The sequence below is a fragment of the Collimonas sp. GW821-FHT07E08 genome (assembly GCF_059418905.1).
This window is the reverse complement of the sequence record NZ_JBWKQR010000017.1, coordinates 45440-66602: the sequence shown is the minus strand read 5'-3', so window position 1 is coordinate 66602 and position 21163 is coordinate 45440. Positions and strand designations below refer to the sequence as shown.

Sequence of the window (21163 nt, the reverse complement as noted above, 5' to 3'; positions counted from 1 at the left end):
TCTACGGGCGGGCCGGTCATGGCAAATGTGGCAGTTCTCGGCGCTGGTTTTGTTGGCCTGTCGGCAGCGTATTGGCTGATGCGGGACGGTCACCAGGTCACCGTGTACGATCCGGCCGGCGTCGCCGGCGGCGCCTCGTATGGGAACGCGGGCACCTTTGCCAACTATGCGTGCATCCCGGTAAACAATCCGTCGGTGTTCCGGGATCTGCCCCGTTTCTTGCTATCTTCGGACAGCCCGTTTCGCCTGCGCTGGAGTTACCTGCCGCAATTGGCGCCGTGGCTGGCGCGGTTCCTGTGGAACTCGACGGAACGGCGCTATGCGGCTTCCGCCGGCGCTCTGTCGGTGCTGCTGAGCCGCGCACATGACGGCTATCGTGAAATGATCGGACAGGCAAACCTGGCGCAGTTCATCCGTCCCAGCGAGTGCCTGTATCTATATTCGGGGGCGGCGGCCTTCCGTGCATCGGAGCCGGCGTTAACCTTGCGGCGCTCGCTTGGCGTCGATTTCAGCATTGTCAGCCGCGAGCAGGTCCAGCAAATGGAACCGCAATTGAGCCCTCTTTTCGACCGCGGCGTCCTGTTTTCCGGCTCCTGGTTTTTGTCTGACCCGGAGGCCTTTCTGAAAACCCTGGAGACCTGGCTAAGCCAATCGGGCTTGCGCATGGAGACCCGTGCCGTAAATACCATCAAGCCGCAACCGAATGGCGTGCTGCTGGAAACCGCCGCAGGCGGCGCGGCCCATGACTACGTCGCGGTCTGCACCGGCGCACACTCGCGCCCCTTCGCCATGCAGTGCGGCGACCGCATTCCTCTAGACACCGAACGCGGCTACCACATCACCTATCCCGGCACCGCCAATCTCATCTCGCGCCCGGTCGGCTGGGCGGAGCGGGGTTTCTACATGACACCGATGGAAAAAGGCATCCGCGTGGCCGGCACGGTCGAACTGGCCGGCCTGAACCCGCGCAAACACCAAGGGCTGCTGGAATTGCTGCGATTTTCCTCGCAGCGCGCCTTGCCGGCGTTGACCGCCCCCAGCGAATCCTGGCTGGGCTTCCGGCCGACATTGCCGGACGGCCTTCCCGTGATGGGCCGATCGCGCGCATCGGCACGTGTGATTTATGCATTCGGCCACCAGCATATCGGCCTGACCTTGGGCGGCCTGAGCGGCGCCGTGGTTGCAGACCTGGTCGCCGGCCGGACTGCGCCGTTCAGCCTGGCGCCGTATGCAGCGGATCGTTTTAACTGAAAGCAGGAAGTGCAGGGCGGCAGGGGCGCAAAAAATACAGATCCGGATTCAGGAAATCGCGTGGCAAGAATGGGATTTGTGTTCTCTCAAACATCAACTTGGAGATGGTCATGGACAAAATATCTTTTCAGCAGGCCTTGGCAGGCTTTGGCGTGACAGCGGCGCTCATGCCGGCATTGTGTTTCGGCGCCGGTGAGCAAATCGTCAAAATCGGCCTGACCAGCCCATTGTCGGGAGCGCAAGCGGCGATCGGGAAGGACAACCAGAACGGCGCACAAATGGCGATTGATCAGCTCAACCAGCAAGGACTGGTGATTGGCGGTTCGAAAATCAAGTTCCAGCTGCTCAACGAAGACGATCAGGCCGATCCGAAAATCGGCGTGCAGGTGGCGCAGAAACTGGTTGATGAGGGCGTCAAGGCAGTGATAGGACCGTACAACTCAGGGGTCGCGATGCCTGCCTCCAAGGTATACAACGATGCGCAGATCGTGCTCGCGGTGATCGCCTCCAATCCGAAAATAACCACGCAAGGCTATCCCTACGTGTTCAGGGTGACGCCTAGCGACAACGCGCTGGGCGGCACGATGGGCATCTACGCAGCAAAGGAAATAGCCCTGAAAAGAGTCGCGGTGATCGATGACCGCAGCGCCTACGGCGTCGGCGTCGCGGATGAATTCATCAAGAAGGCCAAGGCCAACGGCATTGAAATTATCGGGCGCGATTACACCAACGACAAGGCCACCGATTTCAACGCCATCATTACTTCCATCAAGAGCAAAAAACCGGACGGCATATTCTATGGCGGCATGTACAGCCAGGGGTCCGGGATGAAGCGCCAGATGAAGCAGCTGGGGATGAATGTTTACCTGATGGGCGGCGACGGCATCTGCAATGCCGAGATGGGGAAACTCGGCGGCGATGCGGTTGATGAAAAAGTCTTGTGTACGGTCGGCGGCATCATTCTTGACCAGAATCCGCTCGGTAAAGACTTTTCGGCACGCTATGAAAAGCGCTTCCAGCTGAAGCCGTTGATGTATTCAATATCCTTCTATGACGGGGTAATGGTGGTTGCAGAGGCAATGAAGAAAGCCAATTCGGTGGATCCGAAAAAGTTTGCTCCGGCGATGGCGACCGTCAGCTATAAAGGCATTGCAGGTTCTTACGAATTCGATCAAAACAGGGATCTGAAGAATTCCCCGGTGACGGTCTATCGTTTCACCAATAGCGTGCCGGTTGCGGTGAAGACTTATTGATGCATCGGTATGAGCGATGCGGTGGAAAAGAGCATTGCCGCCCCGTCCGGACTCTGCAGCGCGAGCTCCGCGACGTTTTGACAGTCGGAGCCGGTTGGGGGAGAGCCGAATATTCACGTGGCAATATTCGGCTCTGACCCTATTGCCAACCAGATAGGGAGTAAGTGGATGTCGCTTAAATTGAGCTTCGCAGCGCTACAGCGCGATATCTGGCACTTTTTTCACTTGTCCAGGGTGCTCGATGGGAGCGGCCCCTTGAACGAAGCCTTCCAAACTTGGCGATGCGATAGTCAATTGCAAAGTTTCAGCGGTGCTTGCCCATGTCGTCGCAAGCAGCTGCGGGTTCTCATTGAGCTTTTGTCCATAAGTGGGAACGATCTCGCGAATTTTTTTCTGCCAGGCAGGTGTCTTCATCCGATCGGGGAAAACTTTCTCCAGCAGTGACAGCATGATCGCTGGCGAGGTAGAGCCGCCAGGTGACGCGCCCAGCAATGCAGACACGGAGCGATCTTCAGAAACCACGACTTCGGTACCCAGCTTCAATACGCCGCCCTTGTCGGGGATGTTCTTGATGATCTGCACACGCTGGCCGGCTTGCCACAAACGCCAGTCTTCGTCCTTTGCCTCAGGCATGTAGCGGCGCAACGCCGTCATCTTGTCTTCCCTGGACAGCTCCAATTGCTGCGCGAGATATTTGACGAGTGCAAACTCATGGGCGCCGACTTGAAGTTGCGGAATGATATTGGAGGGCGTGGTTGCCTTCGCGATATCGAAATACGATCCGTTCTTGAGGAATTTGGTGGACCAGGTGGCGAACGGCCCGAACAGCAGCACGGTTTTACCATCCAGCACTCGGGTATCCAGATGCGGCACCGACATCGGTGGCGAACCCGTATCCGCCAGACCGTAGACCTTGGCCAGATGGCGCGAGGTAATGGCGGGATTATCCGTGACCAGGAATTCGCCGCCTACCGGGAAACCGCCATACTGCTTCGCCTCAGGAATGCCCGACAGCTGCAGCAGCGGCAATGCGGCGCCACCGGCGCCGATGAAGATGTGGCGTGCATCAACGGTCTGAATCTTGGAACTATCCTTGATGTCGAAAGCCGATACACGCCAGGAGCCATCCTCATTGCGGGTGATCGAGCGTACCTCATATCCGGTGGTGATCTTGCCGCCCGCATTGCTGCTGAGATGCTTGTAAAACTGGCGGGTAATCGAGCCTAGGTTGACATCGGTGCCGAGCGGCGAACGGGTGGCGGTGACCATCTCGTCCGGCTTGCGGCCTTCCACCATGATCGGAATCCATTCAGCAATCTTGGTCGGATCCGTCGTCATTTCCATGCCAGCGAACAGCGGCGATGCCTTCAAAGCCGCGACGCGTTTGCGAATGAATTCACGGTTCTCCGGACCAAAGACCAAATTCATGTGCGGTGTCGAATTGATGAATTCGCGCGGATTGCCCAGAATGCCCTTGCGCACCTGATGCGACCAGAATTGGCGCGAGATCTGGAAGTTCTCGTTGATGCCGATCGCCTGGGTAATATGCACTTCACCCTTGTCGTCCATCGGGGTGTAGTTCAGTTCGCAGAGCGCCGAGTGGCCGGTGCCCGCGTTGTTCCAGCCATTCGAACTTTCTTCCGCCACTTGGTCCAGGCGTTCGAACACTTCATAGGTCCAGCCAGGCTCCAGCTCGGACAGATAGACACCGAGCGTCGCACTCATGATGCCGCCGCCGATCAGCAGCACGTCCACCGTGCGATCCGCCTTGGCGGCGCGGAATTGGCCGCCGAACAGGACCGAGTAGCCGCCCCAGACGGCTGCGGCGCCAACGGCAGCTCCAAGAAATTTACGTCGGGAGAAGCGCTTGCCTTTGGCGTTTGCTACAGTATTCTTGTTATTTGCTTGACTCATGGAAATTGTTGGTCGTAAGTAATATTGAAAGCGATAGGCACCCTCAATCAAAAACGGTGCCGGATACCGAAAAAACCTCATTCAATCGAGGAACAGGTCCGCAATTATGCTTGATTTGCGAGCTCATCACAAAACAAACGATTCCAATCTCATTGATCGGATGTGAACTTAACGCAGCTTTCTTCCAGCCTGTTCACTTTCGCGCGTGATCTCACGACAAATAAACGCTGAGGCAGCAAACCAATGTGCGGCCACATCGAGAGGACTCCCCGATGAAGCACCGTGTTTCCTGGACAGTCAAACCACAGCAGCGCTGAACGACTCGGGCCGCCGCGCAAGCAGATGAGACAGCCGTTGAAGACCCGCCTGTAAACGTCCACGGTCCTTGATGCTACCCAAAGAGATCCGGATTGCATTCACGGATCCGCTGCCGGTTGCGAATGCCTCCGCCGGCGTGACTGCGATGCCCTCGCTGCCGGCTGCACGCGCAAGCTGTGAGGAGTTCCAATACGCCGGCAACTCGAGCCATACATGCAGGCCGTCTCCGGCGCCGCTGTACCGCCCCGCCAGAATATCCCGAGCCATCCAGTGGCGCAGGCGCGCCTCGTTGCGTACGCCTTCCATCAATCCGTCAGCCGAACCGTCGAGGATCCACTGAGTGGCCAGTGCGGCCGTCAGAGGAGCAACCATCAGCGCAAATGATCTTAGCGCGACCAGGAAACGTTCGCGCGCGTGCGGGGCGCGTATCAGCACGAAGGCGACACGCAAACCGGGCGTCAGGCATTTCGACAGGGTTGAGATGTAGTACACCTGTTCCGGGGCAAACGTGGCAATAGGCGGTGGCGGGGCATCGGCAAGGAGCCAGTAGGGATCGTCCTCGACGATGCGTACATTGCAGCGCTTCGCGATGCTGGCGAGCTCCTTGCGCCGGCGTTCCGGAATGGTGATGGCGGTCGGATTCTGTAATGTCGGATTGAGGTAGACCAGCCCAGGCTTGTGCCGGCGGCACGCTTCCTCAAGCATCTCAGGCACCATTCCGTGCTTGTCCGCTTCCACCGCAATGATGTGCCGGCCGAATTGGGTCGCCGCGGCAAGCAGGCCGGGATAACCCGTTGGTTCTGCCAGGATGACATCGCCAGGCTCCGTCAGCGCAAGGATCAATGCGGCGATCGCCGCTTGCGCACCCGGACAGACAACAACCTGTCGAAAATCCAGATGTCCAAACATCGGTTCGAGCCATTTGGCTCCAGCGTTACGGTCGGAGTCGCTTCCCCCGGCCAAGTGGTAAGTCATCAGCAATTCATTATCTGCCCTCATCAGTACTTGAGACAAACCTTGTTTCAACATGTCGTCGAAGTCCACGCCATCCGGCGGTGGTGGGGTATTCATGCTCAGGTCGAGGATCGAGGTCAATTCGACTTTCGGCGCCGCGACATAAGTGCCGCGAGCGCCGCGGCCCTCCAACAAGTTGCGGCGTCTGGCTTCGTCGTATGCGCGCGTGATCGTCGTCAGGTCGACGTCCAGCTGTGCTGCCAACTGGCGCTGCGGAGGTAGACGGTCACCCGGTTTCAGCGATCCTTCTACCACCGCCGCCTGCAACGCATCCGCAATCTGCAAAAAACGTGGCCCGCCGTGCACGGCCAATCGCGGCGCCCAGATCGGCAAATTTTCATCTTGCATGTTTTTCAACTGGGACATTTTGTCTCGATGTATGGAAATTGCTTTTAGGTAGTATGCCTCAGGACGTGCAGCAACATCATCCTTGCATGGCAGTCGTTGACGTTTTCTCCTCTCTCGTCTGCATTCGGCAAATCACTCCGCTGGATGCCATTCTTATTTCATAGGAAGATGTAATGAAAGATTCAAGCAGGATGCCTGAGGGGATGGCTTGAACAAAAAATGAAGCTGCTGAAGCAGCGTTTTGAGGTAGTGTTCCTCACGATAGATAGTGTCAAGCAATAGCCTGGAAATACTCAAAATGATGGATTGGATCCCTATAGTCTTAGTTGCGTTCAAGGTTCTCGTGCTCGGCACGGGCATGTTCTTCGCCATCAAGTGGCATTACGACCAAGGGAAGAAGGGGAAGGAGAAGCGCGCGGTGCTACGCGCGGGCGGCAAGGTGGCCGCAGCCTTCGTGCTATCGCTCTTGGGCCTGGTGCTCGTCACTTTCGTCTTTGCCAGGATGCTCGGTTTGGACTTGACCTTTCCATGATGGCAAAGAATAGTCGGCCGATATCCAGTGATGCGGCAGCAATTCCCGATGCGGCTATTGGGCAGCTTCGGCAGGCGGGTCACATAGCTATTTAGGTGAAAAAACTCTACTGTGGCAGATGCTATTTTGGGTCGTTTAGCTAGTGAGATGCATCGAGTTAAACTAAAGGGAGAGCCGATCAAGATTTTTTGTTTTCTTGAGAATGGGCGCTAATTAACACCCGAGCGCTTAGAGCACTCCCCAACGCTAACAATGCGGAGAGCAACATCACCCATCGGAAGCCGGATACATACGATTGGCTGATTGCGCTTTTCAGGAGCGCTTTCTCCCGTTTGCTTGCCTCTTCCGGGAACTCGATTGCAGCAAGTTTTGCACGCTGCATCTGTATCGCGTGTAGGGTTTCCGGGGCAATATTCAAGTTCTTGAGATGCCGGTCCAGGCTAACATTGAACGCCAGGTTCATCACAATTCCGAAAATCGCAATGGCGAGGAGGGCGGCCGTACGCGAAACGGCGTTGTTGACGCCTGATGCCGCGCCGGCAAGGCTCTGGTCGACCGCATTCATGACCGTCGTGGTTAGCGGCGCGACACTGATCGACATGCCGAATCCCAATATCAGCACCGCTGGGAAATAATTTGCCCAGTAACTGCCGCCGACGCCGGGAATGGCGAACCAGGCAAAGCCGATCGCCGCAATCATCGGGCCAATCACCAGCGGTCTCTTGGCGCCGTATCGGTCAACCAGTCCGCCGCTCCACCTTGACAGGGAAAACATCAGTAGCACGAATGGCAGCAACGAAGCGCCAGCGGCGACCGCGGAATATCCTTGCACCAGGATCAGGTTAATCGGAAGAAAATACAGGCCGCCGCCAAGCGCCGCATATAGCATGAGCGTCAGCAAGTTGGCTCCGCTGAAATTGCGGGAATGGAATAAGCCGAGCGGCAGCATAGGGGCTGGATGCCGTAACTCGACGCCGATGAAAATGGCGATCATCAGCGCAGCCAAAACCAGCGTAGCAATCACCGTAACGTCGCCCCATCCTTTGTTCGACGATTCAATCAAGCCATAGACCAGGCATCCCAGCCCGATGCTGGCCAGTGCAGCGCCGGTCCAGTCGAGGCTGCCTGAGGCGCGCTGGTCGCGGCTTTCCGGCACATATCTGAACGTGAGGAACACGACCAGCAAGGCGAGCGGAACGTTGATCAGGAATGCCAGGCGCCACGAAACATGCTCAATCAGAAATCCGCCGACCACCGGTCCAATCGCGGCGGTGATGGCGGTGTAACCGGACCAGGTGCCGATCGCCTTGCCACGTTCGTTTTCGGGAAACGAAGCACTGATAAGCGCCAGGCTGCCTGGGACCAGCAAGGCGCCGCCGATTCCCTGCACCGCTCGGGCGAAAATCAATTGCATGACGCTGCCAGTCACCCCACACCAGATGGACGCTACAGCAAATAGCGCGACGCCAAGGGCAAACACGCGCCGCCGCCCGAAGCGGTCGCCTGCGGCGCCGCCAACCAACAGCAGCGCCGCCAGGAATAGGGCGTAGGATTCAACTACCCACTGCACATCAGATGCGCTGGCGCCGAATGCGCGTTGCAAGGCGGGAAGGGCTACGTTGACCACGGTGCCATCGATAAACACCATGCTTGAGGCGAGTATCGTGGCCGCCAGCACCCACGGGCGCGCGCTGAGTTTGCACAGTGAATCCGCCGCCGCGTCGGCAACGGCGCCCTCGTCGCGAGGGCGGGCAGGCGATACAGTCATTGACATCACTCCCGCATGAGCTGGTGTGTGCCAAGCATAGCCTAAATTGTTATTTATGCCGGGTGCAATATCCGAGAGAAGAATCGTCGAGTTGCTGCGACCTTAAAATCAGGCATATTTGCCGTCAAGTTTTCTGGGGGAGAACTCGGCCTCACATGTGCAGCCGGATGAAAGTTCGGACATTTGGAAGGTTCTGATTGAGCATGAGGCTTACCGAACGAGAGGCTAGCTTATGCAAACCAACGAATACTGCAGATAGCCTCCGCTTCCTGCGAATTAAATTTTACATAATACAAATTATGCGAAGTCATAGTCGTACAAAGGAAAACATGAAATATCTGAAAAGAAAGAATAAAGTCTGTCGAGTTTTAATAAAATTTGCCTCGAACGCGGCGCCCGAAATCTTGCCATAAAGCATGCTACTCTTATCATTTTCAAATTACCAATCACTCGGGGGGAATATGCGTATAGCACTCGGCATCGCGGTATTGGCAATGATGATGGGACTTTCCGGTAGCATTTATGCCCGTGGTGGAGGTCATTCATCATCCCACTCTTCATACTCATCCCATTCGGCTTCAAGTTACAGTTCAAACCATACAGTTCATGGCTATACGCGCAGCAATGGCACGCACGTTAATTCGTACCATGCTACCAACCGCAACTCCACCAGAAACGATAACTACAGTACCAAGGGTAACGTAAATCCATACACCGGAAAAGCTGGCACTAAACCTCGCGACGGCCAATAATTATTTGCGTCTTATCGAGCAGATGTATTGATTGTCACGGTAACGAAAGTTGAAATCCTTCAATGACCTGCATGGGCCTGGCCGAGTTTCATTTCTTAATCTAATCCGCACGCCATGCTGCCTCGGTAAGTTTTGAGATGAAAAAATCAGCCAAGGCCCTGATCTTTGCTGCTCGAGCGCGGTTGGAGGGAGTTACAAAATACAGGCCACCTTCCGGTAAGCGCCAATCGGTCAATATGGCTTCAAGCTGCTTCTCGCGCAGGAACTGGGCTGCGGCGAACTCCGGGAGCTCGGTAATGGCGATTCCAGCAAGGACCGCCGGCACCAGCGCTTCCAGGCTCGTTCCCCGTAACATCCCGGATGGCGTGATCGCACATTCCTCGCCGCTTTCCCGGTTGGTGAAGCGCCACACATCGTGCTTGCTCCTGCTCATGTAGGAAAGACATTGGTGCACCCCGAGATCGCGCGGATGCCGGGGATAGCCATATCTTGACAGGTAGGCGGGTGAAGCCACGACAAATCGGCGTACCGGCGCGATGAGACGCGCGACCAGCGACGAGTCTTCCATGATGGCGATACGCAGGGCCGCGTCAAATCCGTCGCCGATCAGATCGGCGTGCGCGTCCCCGAGGTGAAGATCTACCGAAATATCGGGATAGAGCCGAAAGAACTCAGGCAGCAATGGCGCGACCCAGCTCGATCCGAATGACAACGGCGCCGCCAGCTTGATGAGCCCACGGGGGCGGCTCGAGGTTTCGCGCGCAAAGTCCTCCGCCTCCTCGGCCACCGCGAACATCGCCCCTGCTCGCTCGGCCAGCGAATGGCCATAGTCCGTCAGCGAAAGCCGTCGCGAGGTTCGATTGAACAGGCGGCCGCCCAGCCGCTCCTCAAGACGCGTGACGGCACGGGACACCGTGGCAACCGATACCCCCATTGCTGCGGCGGCCGCGGCGAAGGAGCCCTCCTCGGCGACTTTGGCAAACATTGCAAGGCCTTCAAAATCCGGTAGTTTTGACATCTTCAAATTTGCAAAGATGATTTTCAATTATTGCTATTTTAAAGATCTCCATGATGCCATAAATTGGTCGTGTAGCAGCACATCACCCCAATCAAGGAGAAATTCATGTCACGCAAACTCGAAGGAAAAATTGCCGTTGTCACCGGCGGCACCTCTGGAATCGGTTTGGCTACAGCCAAGCGTTTCGCAATGGAAGGCGCACAGGTTTTCATTACCGGCCGTCGCAAAACAGAACTCGACAAGGCAGTCGCAGCGATCGGGTCGAAGGCCACTGGCATCCAGGCGGATTCCGGCAACCTCACCGATCTCAACCACCTGTACGAACGCGTCAAAGCGGAAGCCGGCCGCATCGACGTACTGTACGTCAACGCTGGCGGCGGCTCCATGCTGCCCCTGGGCGCCATCACGGAAGAGCAATATGACGACACATTCAATCGCAACGTGAAGGGTGTGCTCTTTACCGTCCAGAAGGCGCTCCCGCTGCTGGTCGATGGCGCATCGGTGATTCTCGCCAGCTCCAACGTCAGCATCAAGGGTACGCCGGCATTCAGCGTCTACAGCGCCTCAAAGGCCGCAGTGCGCAACTTTGCCCGCAGCTGGACCCTCGACCTCAAGTCGCGCGGCATTCGCGTCAACGTCATCAGCCCCGGCCCGATCAAGACGCCCGGCCTGGTCGACCTTGCAGGTCCTGACGCCGCACAACAACAAGGTTTGCTCGACTACATGGCGACGACAGTTCCGCTCGGACGTGTAGGCGACCCCGAAGAAGTGGCAAGCGTCGCAGCCTTTCTTGCCTCTTCCGATTCGAGCTACATCGCCGGCACGGAGATCTTCGTCGACGGTGGGCAAGCACAGGTTTAACAAGGCCCCGGGTGGCCATCCACTTCTTCAAGGATATCGCGATGGCCGGGGGCTTGTTGCACCTGATTACCCTTGGCGGCGGCCGCATTAGCCTGGATGGCCGTCGGTCGTGAAGCATTTGCAATCGGTGCGCCATATGTGCCGTTGCCCTCCCCAATTTATGGAGATTACTATGATTGAAGTTTTTGCATTCGCGACGCCAAACAGCGTCAAAGTCCCTATCGCGCTGGAAGAGATGGGACTCGACTATCGGCTAGTCCCGGTCAACCTGCGCCAAGGCGAGCAGAAAACCGCTGCGTTCAAGGAGATGAATCTCAACGCAAAGGTTCCTGTACTGGTGGACCGTGCCCCGAAGTTCGGGGACGGCAAAGTGGTACTCAGCGAGTCCGCCGCTATCCTCGTCTACCTCGCGGAGAAGAGCGGGCAACTTTTGCCAAGCGACGGAGCCCGTCGCGGAAAGGTGTTCGAACAACTTTTCTTCCACGCTTCCGGCCTGAGCCCAGCCTTCCTGCAGGCCTTTCTGGTGTCGATACAGTCACCGCAGCCTGAAGCCAAGGAGCGCGCGCTTGCGGAGGTCGACCGGGCGCTCGGCGTGCTCAACCACGTCCTCGCACATCACGAGTACGTCGCCGGCAACGAATACAGCATCGCAGACATCGCCCATTTCGGATGGATTTGGCGCCATCAGGCAATCGGTGCGTCGCTGGACAAGTTCCCGAACGTGCGGCGCTGGTATAGCGAAGTCTCGACCCGATCCGCAGTCGTCGCTGCGATCGCGAAGACCCTGGCGCTTGCCCAGTAGCGCGGCATCGTCCTGGCGCATCCGCTTCAGGGCGTAGGCATAAAGAAATTTTCAAATCATCTGGCCGCAAGCGGCCTGCAGCAAAATTTTAAGGAGAAATGTGATGGAAGACCGCACCCATGAACTGCTTTTTCGCAACCTCCAGGAGGTTTTCGGCGAAGGCGACGCAGTGCGTCGTCGCGCAGCGATCAAAGAGCTTTATACCTTGGACTGCATGATCTATACGCCCATGGGCGTTATCCTCGGGCACGATGCGCTCGACAAATTCTCGGGCGAACTGCGTGCGACGCATCCGCACTTCGTATATACGCCGCACAGCAAGCCTCAGGCTCTCCACAACGCCGGTCGCATAGCTTGGGGTTCCGGTCCGCGCGGCGATGCTCCCGAGTACACGGGTTGGGATGTGATCATCGTTCGGGATGAAAAAATCGCTGCGCTATATGTCTTTCTCGATTCCGAACCCTCGTGACCATCCGTTGACGTCATGCGTTTTGACCAGGCGCTCAAACAAAACAACCTTGCTTCGGCATCGAAGCAAGGTTAACCACCGAATGGCAGCAAGCTGCGCCAGCATCTCCCCTCGCCCTCCCCACACAATCACGCGCTTGGCTGGATATCGGAAGTGCCCATGACGACAGCCTCAGTGATGAGGCCGTCGTCATGCGCCATATCGCCGTGTCCATCCTGCGTCTGATTGGATTCCCGTGTGTTCCTGCGCCGGTATACGTGCGCGCGCTTGATTTTATTCCCGGCCGTGGAGAGCAGGCAGAAAAATATGGCGAGAATAATTTCCGACGGCCGGCAGTTATACAAGTGACGACACGCACCAGTGTTTCCATAACCGGAAACATGGATAGGCCCACAGCGCAAAAGAGGCGCTGCGGCGCAGTGCCGCCCCGGCTGGCACCAGATAGCACGCTGGTGTTCATTTGATTGGCAAACCAACGCTTTTCCCGGTTTGCCATGTATTTCGATCGTATAGGAGATCATCATGAAATTCGCAAAAACCATTCTCGCCATTGGCGTCACCTTCCTCACTCTTGCCGCTGCCGGATGCGCACAGCTTGATCCCATGAATACTGCTTCGGGCATGTCGTCAGATCAGGGCAGCATGTACTCCGGACAGTGACGCGAGCTGCAACAGCCGTTGACACTGCCTGACAGCGGCTGCCCGGTTATTTTCCCTGGCAGCCGCGATCCCGTTCATATGATTATCCGTTGGAGGCAAACCATGAGTCCCATCCACTCCATGAAGTACGACCGGTGGCTGAACGCTCACTACGCGTCTATCGCCGTCGCCATGCTGGTAGCCGGTTGCGCCACGCCGGCATCCATTCCGCCCGGCGCCAGCCAGGCGGAGGTGCAAGCGCGGCTCGGCGCTCCGCGCGAGGTCTATCACCTGCCGGACGGCACCACACGCTGGCTTTATCCAACCCAGCCTGCCGGCGAATACACGTGGGCAGCTGACATCGACGGGCATGGGCGAGTTGTCAGCATCAAGCAAGTATTGACCATCGAGGAATTCGGCCAGGCCAGAATCGGCCAGTGGACCAGGCAGGACGTGCTGGTGCATTTTGGGCGACCCGCCGAAACCGCCTATTTCCCGCTCATGCGACGCCATGTCTGGAGTTACCGCTTCCTGCAAGACGGCGTGTGGTATTCGATGATGCATTTTTACTTCGATCCGGATGGCATTTTGCGCCTTACCCAAGCCGGCCCGGATCCGGAAGAGGAACAGAATTGAAGGTGATCGTGATTCGGGGTGCTCCGCCCTGGCTTAGCCGGCTGAGCCAGACGGCGCCACTGCGGCCTTGATGCGTTTCCATGCGACAAGCGGCGGGAGGATTTCCGCGTATACCGTCGCGCTCTTCGTTTTATTCCCGGATTTGCCGCGGCAATCAAAAAATATCGCGGGAATAAATCCCGGTCACTGACGGTTATAGGGGTATGAACGTCGGCATTTGCGGCGCTCGGATGCTGCGAGCATCTCCCGACCGGACTGGCAATGGAGGAACCCATGAGAAACGATTACAAGACACCCCCATATGGCTGGCGTAATCGTCAAATAGACCGGGCGCAAATCGGAGAAAGCGGGAGATCGCCGTGATCGCGGCCGACAAGTCACGCCGATTCGAAGAACTGGCGTTGCCGCATCTGGATGCCGCCTACAACCTGGCGCGCTGGCTGACCGGCAGCGCGAGCGATGCCGACGACGTGGTGCAGGATGCTTACCTGCGCGCCTTCCGGTTCTTCGACGGCTTCCATGGCGACAACGCGCGCGCATGGCTGCTCGCGATCGTTCGCAACACCTGGTTTACCGAATGGCGCAGGCGGAACGACGCAGCCGACGACACCCCCTATGACGACGGACTGCACGACGACGAGCGGCTCCCAGGATGGGGCGACGAGATCGGCAGCGATCCCGAAACGCTCGCTGTGCGGCGCGACGAGGTGGACTTGATTCATCGCGCGCTCGGCGTATTGCCGGTCGAATATCGTGAGGTGCTGGTCCTGCGCGAATTGGAAGACATGAGCTACCGCGACATTGCGACCGTCGCCGGCGTTCCGATCGGCACCGTGATGTCGCGGCTGGCGCGTGGCCGCAGCCTGCTTTGTGCGGCAGTGCGCAAGGCGCAGGGGGCGATGCCTTCAGAGCTCGCGCCCGTGCGCGGCAAGGTAGACGGCAAGCTGGTCAGGATGCCTATGCCGGGTTCACCAAAAGGAGTTAAATAATGGATAAGAAAGAAACATTGAGCTCGCTTGGCAGTGTGCTGCGTGACGGCTCACTCTATCATCGCGCCCCACCCCACCTGCGTGCGCGCGTGCTCGCCGAGTTGCCGCGCGAATTACCGCGCGAGTCCTCCCGCCGGACCGTCTTCGCATGGGGCGGCTTCACTACGGATGGCGTGCGGGCATGGCTTAACGGCAGCGTTGCGGGGATCGCGGTCTGTGCGCTGGCACTGAGCGCAGCCGCCTTGATCCAACGGCCGGCGCCAACCGGCTCAATCGCCCAGGAGATTGTGTCGAGCCACGTGCGCTCGCTGTTGTCGCAGCACCCGGTCGACGTCGTGTCGACCGATCAGCACACCGTCAAGCCATGGTTCAACGGCAGACTCGACTATACGCCGCCGGTCGTCGATCTCGCCGCGCAAGGTTTTCCGCTCGTCGGCGGACGAATCGACTACGTGGGTCACCGCACCGTCGCGGTACTGATCTATCGCTACCAAAAGCACCCCATCGACCTGTACGTATTTCCCGATGCCGGCGGTACGCCGGCTCCCGCAGCACGGGCCTCGGATGGTTATGCGATAGCTCACTGGCAGCGCAACGGCATGGCTTACTGGGCCATCACCGACGCCCAATCCAGCCATCTGCATGCGTTCGAGCAAGCGGTGCAGGCAGAGGAAGACCATGAAGAAAACCCGTTAAAAGAATAAATCGAGATTTACGGGAATATTTTCCTCTCTTTCCAAGTTATACCGTTTACAGGAATGGCTGACATCGATCGGACACCAGCAAACTCGCAAATCGAAAGGATTTCCACATGAAACAAGATCACGTATTCCTTGGCCTGGGCTTGGCCATGCTGATGGGCTTCAGCGGCGCCGCAGCCGCCGCCGGCGATACGATACGCGGCCAGGCGCTCTACCAAAGCATGTGCATGTCCTGTCACTCGATTGACTACAACGGCGTGGGGCCGGCACACAAGGGGCTGTTTGGCAGGAAGGCCGGCAGTCACGCCGATTACCTCTATTCACCAGCCGTGAAGGCCTCCAGCATTGTCTGGAACGAAAAAACGCTGGATAAATGGTTGACCAATCCCGAGAAACTGATTCCGGGGCAAAAAATGGGTTTCATGGTGCCTGACGCAAAAGACCGCGCCGACTTGATCGCCTATTTGAAGAAGGAAGCGGGACGAGAAGAGAAGCCCTGACCGCTCGACCGACCTGTTGCACACAACGTCCTGTAACGCTCTGCCCTACAGCTGTTCCAACCATTCAAAGGAGAAAATCATGATGGATCGCAGGAGTTTTATGAAACTGACCGCTGTCGGCGGCGGTGCGGTATTTATTTCCGGGCTATATGGCCAGGCGCAAGCTGCAACGGCCGGCAAGACGGCGGCATCCGCTTACGACGATTTCTACTTCGTTCAGTTGTCCGACGTTCATTGGGGGTATAGCGGCGCGGCCAATCCGGATGCGCTCAACACATTCAAGAAGACGGTCGCAACCGTCAATGCACTTGAAGTGCAGCCGGACTTTATCATCTTTACCGGGGATCTGACCCACACGACGGATGATCCGAAGGAACGCCGGAAACGTATGGCCGAGTTCAAAGAGATTGCTGCCGGATTAAAAGTGAAAACCGTGCGTTTTATCCCGGGAGAGCATGACGCTTCGCTCGATAACGGCGCGGCATTCAAGGAAAACTTTGGCCCGACGAACTACGTGTTTGATCATAAGGGGGTGCATTTCATCGCCTTGGATAACGTGTCCGATCCTGGCGCAAGTATTGGCGATGCGCAACTGGATTGGCTTAAGAACGATCTGGCCAAACAAGCAAAAGATGCGCGAATTGTTGTCTTCACGCACCGCCCCCTGTTCGACCTGGTACCCAAATGGGATTGGGCCACCCGCGATGGCGACAAAGCGATTGCGTTATTGACGCCATACAGCAATGTAACGGTGTTCTATGGCCACATCCACCAGGAAAATCACCACATGACGGGCCAGATCGCACACCACGCAGCCAAGTCGCTCATTTTCCCATTGCCGGCGCCAGGCTCGCAAGATAAGCGCACCCCCTTGCCGTGGGATGCCGCTGCGCCGAATAACGGACTCGGCTTTCGCGAGGTAGAAGCTGAACGCAAGGATAGCGATTACAAGATCACCGAGTTTCCTGTGACAAGGACGTAAGCCATGGATCATTCAAGAAGGCAGATATGTTTACGCGCCGCCTACGGCATCGGCGCGCTTCTATCGGGGGCTGTCATCAACGCCCAGGGGCAGACGAAGAAAGTCGCAAAAGAAAGGGTCATAAAAATTCAAGCCAAAAAATTCGTCTATACACCGAACGAAATTGTCTTAAAAACGGGCGAGCCGGTAGTGCTGGAGTTCACCTCCGTGGATTTCGTGCATGGATTTAAGATACCGGACATGAATATCCGCGCCGACCTGCCGCCAGGCAAGGTCACCCAAGTCAGGCTGACACCTGACAAGGCCGGTGAATACGATTTTTTATGTGACAATTTCTGTGGCAGCGGCCATGAGGAAATGAGCGGGAAAATAACCGTAACAGGCTGATACATTGCGGAGGCCCCAGATGAACCGGCAGAAACTCGCAGGCGCGAAAGTCCAGATTTCGAAGAACGGCCCGTATATCGTCTCGGGCGATGTACCTCTGAGCAGGGAGATCATCGGCGCAAACGAAGATGGCGAATCGGTAAAGTGGGAGCAGGAACAGAAATATCCACCTCAGGGGCAATACGCGTTGTGCCGCTGCGGCCGCAGCGCGAACAAGCCGTTTTGCGACGGCTCGCATACAAAAACCGGATTTGACGGAAGCGAAACCGCGAGCCGCCAGCCGTATCTCGATCAGGCCAAGGTAATACGGGGCCCGACGATGTCTTTGACGGACGTCGAGAGCTTGTGCGCGTTCGCGCGCTTTTGCGATCCACATGGAGGGGTGTGGGATCTCGTCAGCGCAACGGACAACCCTCCGGCGAGTAAACATTTCGCAAGCCAGGCCTGCGACTGCCCTTCGGGGCGGCTGGTGGCTTGGGACAACCAGACCGGCAAACCCATCGAGCCGATGTATGCGCCATCCATCTGCCTGGTCGAGGACCCCGCCAAGGAGTGCTCAGGGCCGCTATGGTTGCGTGGTGGGGTGCAGCTGGTCGGGAGCGACGGTTTCGAATACGAAGTACGCAATCGCGTGACCTTGTGCCGCTGCGGTGCGTCGCAGAACAAGCCTTTCTGCGACGGTACGCATGTGTCGATCAGGTTCAGCGACAAGAACTGAGCCGGCAAATTGATCGCAGCGCTCGCTGGCGCAAGATGAGGGGCAGGTCATGTTTAATAGATCAATGAGCGATAATGCCTGTCCCGGCAGGCGGACCGTTCTCGGTCGAGTGTTCCTTGTGCTCCCTCTGGTACTCGTCGCATTCGTCGCAATCACCGTCGGTTTTGCGGCAAGCAAGACCGTCAGGCAGCCCTACGAGACTCCTTTTTTTCACCTCTTCTTCAGCGATACCCTGCATATGAAGGCATGGCTGATAACGGCTGCGTTGCTACTGGCATTGGGCCAGCTGCTGACGGCGTCGCGCATCTATGAGGTGCTGCGCTTCCCGCCGAAGGGGCGCTTTTACCATGTGGTGCATCGCTGGTCGGGGCGCGCAGCCATCCTGCTGACACTGCCGGTGGCCTACCACTGCATCTTCCTGCTCGGTTTCGGGACATATGATGCCCGTGCCTACATCCATTCATTGCTGGGGTCGTTGCTCTACGGGACCGTTTTCGCAAAGGTTCTCATTGTCCGCTCAAACGGCTTTCGAGGCTGGGCGCTGCCACTTGCCGGAAGTGCGCTGTTCTCCATTCTCCTGGGGTTGTGGCTTACGTCGGCATTCTGGTACTTCAGTACCTTTGGGGTTGGCATATAGCATATCCGACGTAAGCGTCTCCATAACCCATTTAACTCCCCCCGGCCTGCGGCTTCTACGTGATACCGCCTGGCACAGCGCGGCCGCGATTTCCGGCCGCTGCAGAGCCTATCTACGTTGGGATTTGATGTTGCGATGTCATCTTTCACGACAATGCTCCAAAAGTTGTCCATAGATTATCCAAAATAGTTTGAAAATAATTCAAAAGCTACGCCAATTATCGGATCGGCAAACTGCGCAGATAATCTATCCAGCTTTTAAAGAGGAAATCAAAATGTTTAACTATCAAGGATCGACCGCGTTGGTCACCGGTGCGTCCAAAGGAATTGGCGAAGTCTTCGCAGAGCATCTTGCCGCGCGCGGCATGAATCTGGTATTGGTTGCGCGTTCGTTAGATGCGTTGGAAAACCTGGCACAACGCTTGTCGGCCAAGTACGGGATTCAATGCACTGCACTCAATGCCGACCTCGCGGATCCGGAGTCTGCGAATTGGATTTCCGCCGAACTTGGACGGCGCGGCATCCAGGTGGATCTGCTGGTCAATAACGCCGGCTTGGGATTGAGCGGCAATTTTCTGTCGCACGAACTGAAGCAGGAACAAGGCAGCATACAGGTGAACGTACAGACGCTCGTTTCCCTCAGCTATCTGTTAGGCAAAGGCATGAAAAGCCGCGGCAAGGGAGGCATCATCAATCTTGCCTCCAACGCCAGTTTCCAGCCGCTCCCTGCAATGGCTACCTACGCCGCGACCAAGGCCTTCGTGCTCCATTTCAGCGAAGCGTTGAACTACGAACTGGCCGGAGCCGGCGTGCATGTGATGGCGGTGTGCCCGGGTCCGACAGCCACCAATTTTTTCGCTGGAACCACAACCAAGCTGTCTGCGAAAGACATGGATAGTTCAGGGTCGGTAGTGCAAAAGTCGCTTGCAGCATTCGATCAAGGTAAAAGCGTCGCCTACCCCACCCGCCTGAGTGTGCGAGTGGGAACATTGCTGCCCCGGTTCCTGCCGCGCTCGCTGGTCACCAAAATCGCAGGAATGGCAAGCAGGAACATGGGACTTCACTAATTTCCATCCGTTAGGCTCCACGGAGTTTTTTCAGGAAAAGGCCGCTAACAAGCCAGTCTGGAGAGTCAATGCAGTGCGCAATCTTCAACCATCCGGCTGTCGATCCTGCGCTTCGCCATTCGACTAGTTATCAGCAACCAACCTAAACCTGAAAGGAAATATCATGATGAAACTCTATGGATTTGCCGCCACCCGCTCAATTCGCGCGCTGTGGGCATTAAATGAACTCGGCGCCGAGTTCGAATTTGTACCGGTCAACATCTTGGCTGGAGAACATCGTCATCCCGAGTTCCTCCGCATCAACCCCGCCGGCAAGGTGCCAGTGCTCGTCGATGGCGATATGGTACTCACCGAATCCGCCGCGATTGTCATCTACCTCGCTGAAAAATACCCTGACGGAGGACTGCTTCCTGCTGACCGCGAGCAGCTGGCCCAAGCGTATCGCTGGGTGATGTTTGCCATGACAGAACTGGAGCAACCGTTGTGGCGCATCACGCGCCATTCCTGGTTATATCCGGAAGACAAGCGGATTCCTGAAGAAATTCCCATCGCGAGCCAGGAATTTATTGCCATGGCGACCATATTGGATAAACACATGGCAGGACGCCAGTTCATCGTTGGCGACACTATCACCATAGCCGATTGCGTGACCGCCTACCTGATGGATTGGGCCAATGAATATCATCTGATCGATGAACACCCGCGACTGCGCACTTATCTGGACAGGATGTACGCCCGCCCCACTGCTCCCCTGCGGATTGCCGAGGCGTTTGCCAATCTTCAGAAGTAATTCAACGCAGAAAACCAAGCACGGCCTCCATGAACTCGGCAGGATATTCCACGTTCGACAAGTGAACCGCGGGCAGCACAACCAGCTTTGCATCGGGAATCGTAGCCGCGATCAGCTCGCTGTGGCTGGCGGCAGTCACAGTGTCGTACTGGCCGGCGATCACCAGCGTCGGCCGGGAGATCAGCGCGATTGTGCGGCGGAGATCCGCGTCGCGCACTGCTGCGAACAAGCCAGCCAGGCCTTGCCTGTCTATAGCCAGCAGCATGCTGCGGAATTCCTCGACGACGGGCTCCTTGGCCGCAAGCATATGCGCAGGAAACCAGTTACCCAGGAACATCTCGGCGGTCTCCGCCATGTCCGGCGCCTGCTGCACGGCGGCAATCCGTTCATCAAACTGCTTTGCCGGTCCGAGATAGGACGAGGTGTTGCTCAGGATCAGACGGTCGATCCGCTCGGGCGCGTGGATGCCGAGCCACTGCCCGACGAAGCCGCCCAGCGACAGGCCGAGGAAGTGCGCCCGCTCAATGCCGAGCGCATCGAGCAGCTCGATCACGTCGCGCCCAAGCCGGTCGAGCGAGTAGGCGCCGGCCGGAGCGCTTGATCCTCCATGGCCGCGGAAGTCATAGCGCAAAACGCGGAAATGTTCCGACAGGTTCTCGATCTGCCGGTCCCACATCCGCAGCGTGGTGCCGATGGAGTTGGACAGCGCCAGCACCGGCTTCCCGGCGGCGCCGTCAATACGATAGGCGATGCGGGCGCCGTCGCCGGCGCTAACGAATTTCAGTTCACTCATGGTGAAAACACTTTCCTTGTTGATT

General features: G+C 57.3%; 23 protein-coding genes. 17 read left to right on the top strand and 6 right to left on the bottom strand.

Annotated features, from left to right (window positions below; genetic code table 11):
- Positions 1-18 precede the first annotated feature (18 nt).
- The gene (locus tag AC07RZ_RS20270) at positions 19-1251 is read left to right on the top strand and encodes an NAD(P)/FAD-dependent oxidoreductase (RefSeq protein WP_494669315.1); all 1233 of its coding nucleotides are present in this window, start codon (positions 19-21) and stop codon (positions 1249-1251) included.
- A 110-nt stretch (positions 1252-1361) separates the two neighbouring features.
- Entirely contained in the window at positions 1362-2504 is a 1143-nt protein-coding gene (locus AC07RZ_RS20265; RefSeq protein ID WP_144737663.1) for a branched-chain amino acid ABC transporter substrate-binding protein, read from the top strand.
- Between the two features lie 195 nt (positions 2505-2699).
- Here the strand turns inward: AC07RZ_RS20265 and mqo are convergent, their stop codons facing one another.
- Both mqo and AC07RZ_RS20255 read right to left on the bottom strand, forming a co-directional pair.
- Positions 2700-4418, bottom strand: coding sequence for a malate dehydrogenase (quinone) (gene mqo, locus AC07RZ_RS20260; protein ID WP_494669314.1), 1719 nt, complete (start codon positions 4416-4418; stop codon positions 2700-2702).
- 297 nt (positions 4419-4715) lie between these two features.
- Positions 4716-6098 (bottom strand): aminotransferase-like domain-containing protein, encoded by a 1383-nt coding sequence (locus AC07RZ_RS20255; RefSeq protein WP_494669352.1) that lies wholly within the window; start codon positions 6096-6098, stop codon positions 4716-4718.
- Between the two features lie 298 nt (positions 6099-6396).
- Between AC07RZ_RS20255 and AC07RZ_RS20250 the strand changes: the two genes are divergently transcribed.
- Complete coding sequence (locus tag AC07RZ_RS20250; RefSeq protein WP_342829517.1) at positions 6397-6630, top strand: hypothetical protein; 234 nt, start codon at positions 6397-6399, stop codon at positions 6628-6630.
- Between the two features lie 178 nt (positions 6631-6808).
- On the opposite strand, the gene AC07RZ_RS20245 is transcribed toward AC07RZ_RS20250, so the two are convergent.
- Entirely contained in the window at positions 6809-8398 is a 1590-nt protein-coding gene (locus AC07RZ_RS20245; RefSeq protein WP_494669313.1) for an MFS transporter, read from the bottom strand.
- 852 nt (positions 8399-9250) lie between these two features.
- On the bottom strand, positions 9251-10168 hold the full coding sequence (locus AC07RZ_RS20240; RefSeq protein WP_494669351.1) for a substrate binding domain-containing protein: 918 nt from the start codon (positions 10166-10168) through the stop codon (positions 9251-9253).
- Between the two features lie 105 nt (positions 10169-10273).
- Here AC07RZ_RS20240 and AC07RZ_RS20235 point away from each other — a divergent pair, with 105 nt between their 5' ends.
- The 3 genes from AC07RZ_RS20235 (at position 10274) to AC07RZ_RS20225 (ending at position 12300) form a co-directional block, all read left to right on the top strand.
- The gene (locus AC07RZ_RS20235; protein ID WP_494669312.1) at positions 10274-11029 is read left to right on the top strand and encodes an SDR family oxidoreductase; all 756 of its coding nucleotides are present in this window, start codon (positions 10274-10276) and stop codon (positions 11027-11029) included.
- A gap of 172 nt (positions 11030-11201) precedes the next feature.
- The gene (locus tag AC07RZ_RS20230) at positions 11202-11831 is read left to right on the top strand and encodes a glutathione S-transferase family protein (protein ID WP_494669311.1); all 630 of its coding nucleotides are present in this window, start codon (positions 11202-11204) and stop codon (positions 11829-11831) included.
- A gap of 103 nt (positions 11832-11934) precedes the next feature.
- Entirely contained in the window at positions 11935-12300 is a 366-nt protein-coding gene (locus AC07RZ_RS20225) for a nuclear transport factor 2 family protein (protein ID WP_494669310.1), read from the top strand.
- Positions 12301-12428: 128 nt separating this feature from the next.
- Here AC07RZ_RS20225 and AC07RZ_RS20220 read toward each other — a convergent pair whose 3' ends face one another.
- Positions 12429-12824 (bottom strand): hypothetical protein, encoded by a 396-nt coding sequence (locus AC07RZ_RS20220; protein WP_494669309.1) that lies wholly within the window; start codon positions 12822-12824, stop codon positions 12429-12431.
- Between AC07RZ_RS20220 and AC07RZ_RS20215 the strand changes: the two genes are divergently transcribed.
- The 11 genes from AC07RZ_RS20215 (at position 12823) to AC07RZ_RS20165 (ending at position 20345) form a co-directional block, all read left to right on the top strand.
- Complete coding sequence (locus tag AC07RZ_RS20215) at positions 12823-12960, top strand: hypothetical protein (protein ID WP_494669308.1); 138 nt, start codon at positions 12823-12825, stop codon at positions 12958-12960. The two genes, AC07RZ_RS20220 and AC07RZ_RS20215, sit on opposite strands and share 2 nt — an antisense overlap.
- 102 nt (positions 12961-13062) lie before the next feature.
- The gene (locus AC07RZ_RS20210) at positions 13063-13575 is read left to right on the top strand and encodes a dethiobiotin synthetase (protein WP_494669307.1); all 513 of its coding nucleotides are present in this window, start codon (positions 13063-13065) and stop codon (positions 13573-13575) included.
- 359 nt (positions 13576-13934) lie between these two features.
- Positions 13935-14564: an RNA polymerase sigma factor gene (locus AC07RZ_RS20205; RefSeq protein WP_494669306.1), complete on the top strand. Its 630-nt coding sequence runs from the start codon at positions 13935-13937 to the stop codon at positions 14562-14564.
- Positions 14564-15268 carry an anti-sigma factor family protein gene (locus AC07RZ_RS20200; protein WP_494669305.1) on the top strand — a complete coding sequence of 235 codons (705 nt, stop codon included), beginning with the start codon at positions 14564-14566 and terminating at the stop codon, positions 15266-15268. The genes AC07RZ_RS20205 and AC07RZ_RS20200 overlap by 1 nt, the downstream gene beginning before the upstream one ends.
- A 107-nt stretch (positions 15269-15375) precedes the next feature.
- Positions 15376-15765 carry a c-type cytochrome gene (locus AC07RZ_RS20195; protein ID WP_494669304.1) on the top strand — a complete coding sequence of 130 codons (390 nt, stop codon included), beginning with the start codon at positions 15376-15378 and terminating at the stop codon, positions 15763-15765.
- Between the two features lie 82 nt (positions 15766-15847).
- A complete protein-coding gene (locus AC07RZ_RS20190; RefSeq protein ID WP_494669350.1) occupies positions 15848-16747 on the top strand; it encodes a metallophosphoesterase family protein in 900 nt (299 codons plus the stop codon).
- Between the two features lie 3 nt (positions 16748-16750).
- Complete coding sequence (locus AC07RZ_RS20185) at positions 16751-17134, top strand: cupredoxin domain-containing protein (protein WP_494669303.1); 384 nt, start codon at positions 16751-16753, stop codon at positions 17132-17134.
- Between the two features lie 19 nt (positions 17135-17153).
- Positions 17154-17852 carry a CDGSH iron-sulfur domain-containing protein gene (locus AC07RZ_RS20180; protein ID WP_494669302.1) on the top strand — a complete coding sequence of 233 codons (699 nt, stop codon included), beginning with the start codon at positions 17154-17156 and terminating at the stop codon, positions 17850-17852.
- Between the two features lie 64 nt (positions 17853-17916).
- Positions 17917-18489: a DUF6529 family protein gene (locus tag AC07RZ_RS20175; RefSeq protein ID WP_494669301.1), complete on the top strand. Its 573-nt coding sequence runs from the start codon at positions 17917-17919 to the stop codon at positions 18487-18489.
- 274 nt (positions 18490-18763) lie between these two features.
- Positions 18764-19555 (top strand): SDR family NAD(P)-dependent oxidoreductase, encoded by a 792-nt coding sequence (locus AC07RZ_RS20170; RefSeq protein ID WP_494669300.1) that lies wholly within the window; start codon positions 18764-18766, stop codon positions 19553-19555.
- 166 nt (positions 19556-19721) lie between these two features.
- Entirely contained in the window at positions 19722-20345 is a 624-nt protein-coding gene (locus AC07RZ_RS20165) for a glutathione S-transferase family protein (RefSeq protein WP_494669349.1), read from the top strand.
- Between the two features lies 1 nt (position 20346).
- Here the strand turns inward: AC07RZ_RS20165 and pcaD are convergent, their stop codons facing one another.
- Complete coding sequence (pcaD, locus tag AC07RZ_RS20160) at positions 20347-21138, bottom strand: 3-oxoadipate enol-lactonase (protein ID WP_494669299.1); 792 nt, start codon at positions 21136-21138, stop codon at positions 20347-20349.
- Positions 21139-21163 lie beyond the last annotated feature (25 nt).

Coding starts and splice junctions, on each gene's coding strand:
- AC07RZ_RS20270 (WP_494669315.1), top strand. CDS start 19: ATGGCAAATGTGGCAGTTCTCGGCGCTGGTTTTGTTGGCCTGTCGGCA.
- AC07RZ_RS20265 (WP_144737663.1), top strand. CDS start 1,362: ATGGACAAAATATCTTTTCAGCAGGCCTTGGCAGGCTTTGGCGTGACA.
- mqo (WP_494669314.1), bottom strand. CDS start 4,418: ATGAGTCAAGCAAATAACAAGAATACTGTAGCAAACGCCAAAGGCAAG.
- AC07RZ_RS20255 (WP_494669352.1), bottom strand. CDS start 6,098: ATGCAAGATGAAAATTTGCCGATCTGGGCGCCGCGATTGGCCGTGCAC.
- AC07RZ_RS20250 (WP_342829517.1), top strand. CDS start 6,397: ATGATGGATTGGATCCCTATAGTCTTAGTTGCGTTCAAGGTTCTCGTG.
- AC07RZ_RS20245 (WP_494669313.1), bottom strand. CDS start 8,398: ATGACTGTATCGCCTGCCCGCCCTCGCGACGAGGGCGCCGTTGCCGAC.
- AC07RZ_RS20240 (WP_494669351.1), bottom strand. CDS start 10,168: ATGTCAAAACTACCGGATTTTGAAGGCCTTGCAATGTTTGCCAAAGTC.
- AC07RZ_RS20235 (WP_494669312.1), top strand. CDS start 10,274: ATGTCACGCAAACTCGAAGGAAAAATTGCCGTTGTCACCGGCGGCACC.
- AC07RZ_RS20230 (WP_494669311.1), top strand. CDS start 11,202: ATGATTGAAGTTTTTGCATTCGCGACGCCAAACAGCGTCAAAGTCCCT.
- AC07RZ_RS20225 (WP_494669310.1), top strand. CDS start 11,935: ATGGAAGACCGCACCCATGAACTGCTTTTTCGCAACCTCCAGGAGGTT.
- AC07RZ_RS20215 (WP_494669308.1), top strand. CDS start 12,823: ATGAAATTCGCAAAAACCATTCTCGCCATTGGCGTCACCTTCCTCACT.
- AC07RZ_RS20220 (WP_494669309.1), bottom strand. CDS start 12,824: ATGATGATCTCCTATACGATCGAAATACATGGCAAACCGGGAAAAGCG.
- AC07RZ_RS20210 (WP_494669307.1), top strand. CDS start 13,063: ATGAGTCCCATCCACTCCATGAAGTACGACCGGTGGCTGAACGCTCAC.
- AC07RZ_RS20200 (WP_494669305.1), top strand. CDS start 14,564: ATGGATAAGAAAGAAACATTGAGCTCGCTTGGCAGTGTGCTGCGTGAC.
- AC07RZ_RS20195 (WP_494669304.1), top strand. CDS start 15,376: ATGAAACAAGATCACGTATTCCTTGGCCTGGGCTTGGCCATGCTGATG.
- AC07RZ_RS20190 (WP_494669350.1), top strand. CDS start 15,848: ATGGATCGCAGGAGTTTTATGAAACTGACCGCTGTCGGCGGCGGTGCG.
- AC07RZ_RS20185 (WP_494669303.1), top strand. CDS start 16,751: ATGGATCATTCAAGAAGGCAGATATGTTTACGCGCCGCCTACGGCATC.
- AC07RZ_RS20180 (WP_494669302.1), top strand. CDS start 17,154: ATGAACCGGCAGAAACTCGCAGGCGCGAAAGTCCAGATTTCGAAGAAC.
- AC07RZ_RS20175 (WP_494669301.1), top strand. CDS start 17,917: ATGAGCGATAATGCCTGTCCCGGCAGGCGGACCGTTCTCGGTCGAGTG.
- AC07RZ_RS20170 (WP_494669300.1), top strand. CDS start 18,764: ATGTTTAACTATCAAGGATCGACCGCGTTGGTCACCGGTGCGTCCAAA.
- AC07RZ_RS20165 (WP_494669349.1), top strand. CDS start 19,722: ATGAAACTCTATGGATTTGCCGCCACCCGCTCAATTCGCGCGCTGTGG.
- pcaD (WP_494669299.1), bottom strand. CDS start 21,138: ATGAGTGAACTGAAATTCGTTAGCGCCGGCGACGGCGCCCGCATCGCC.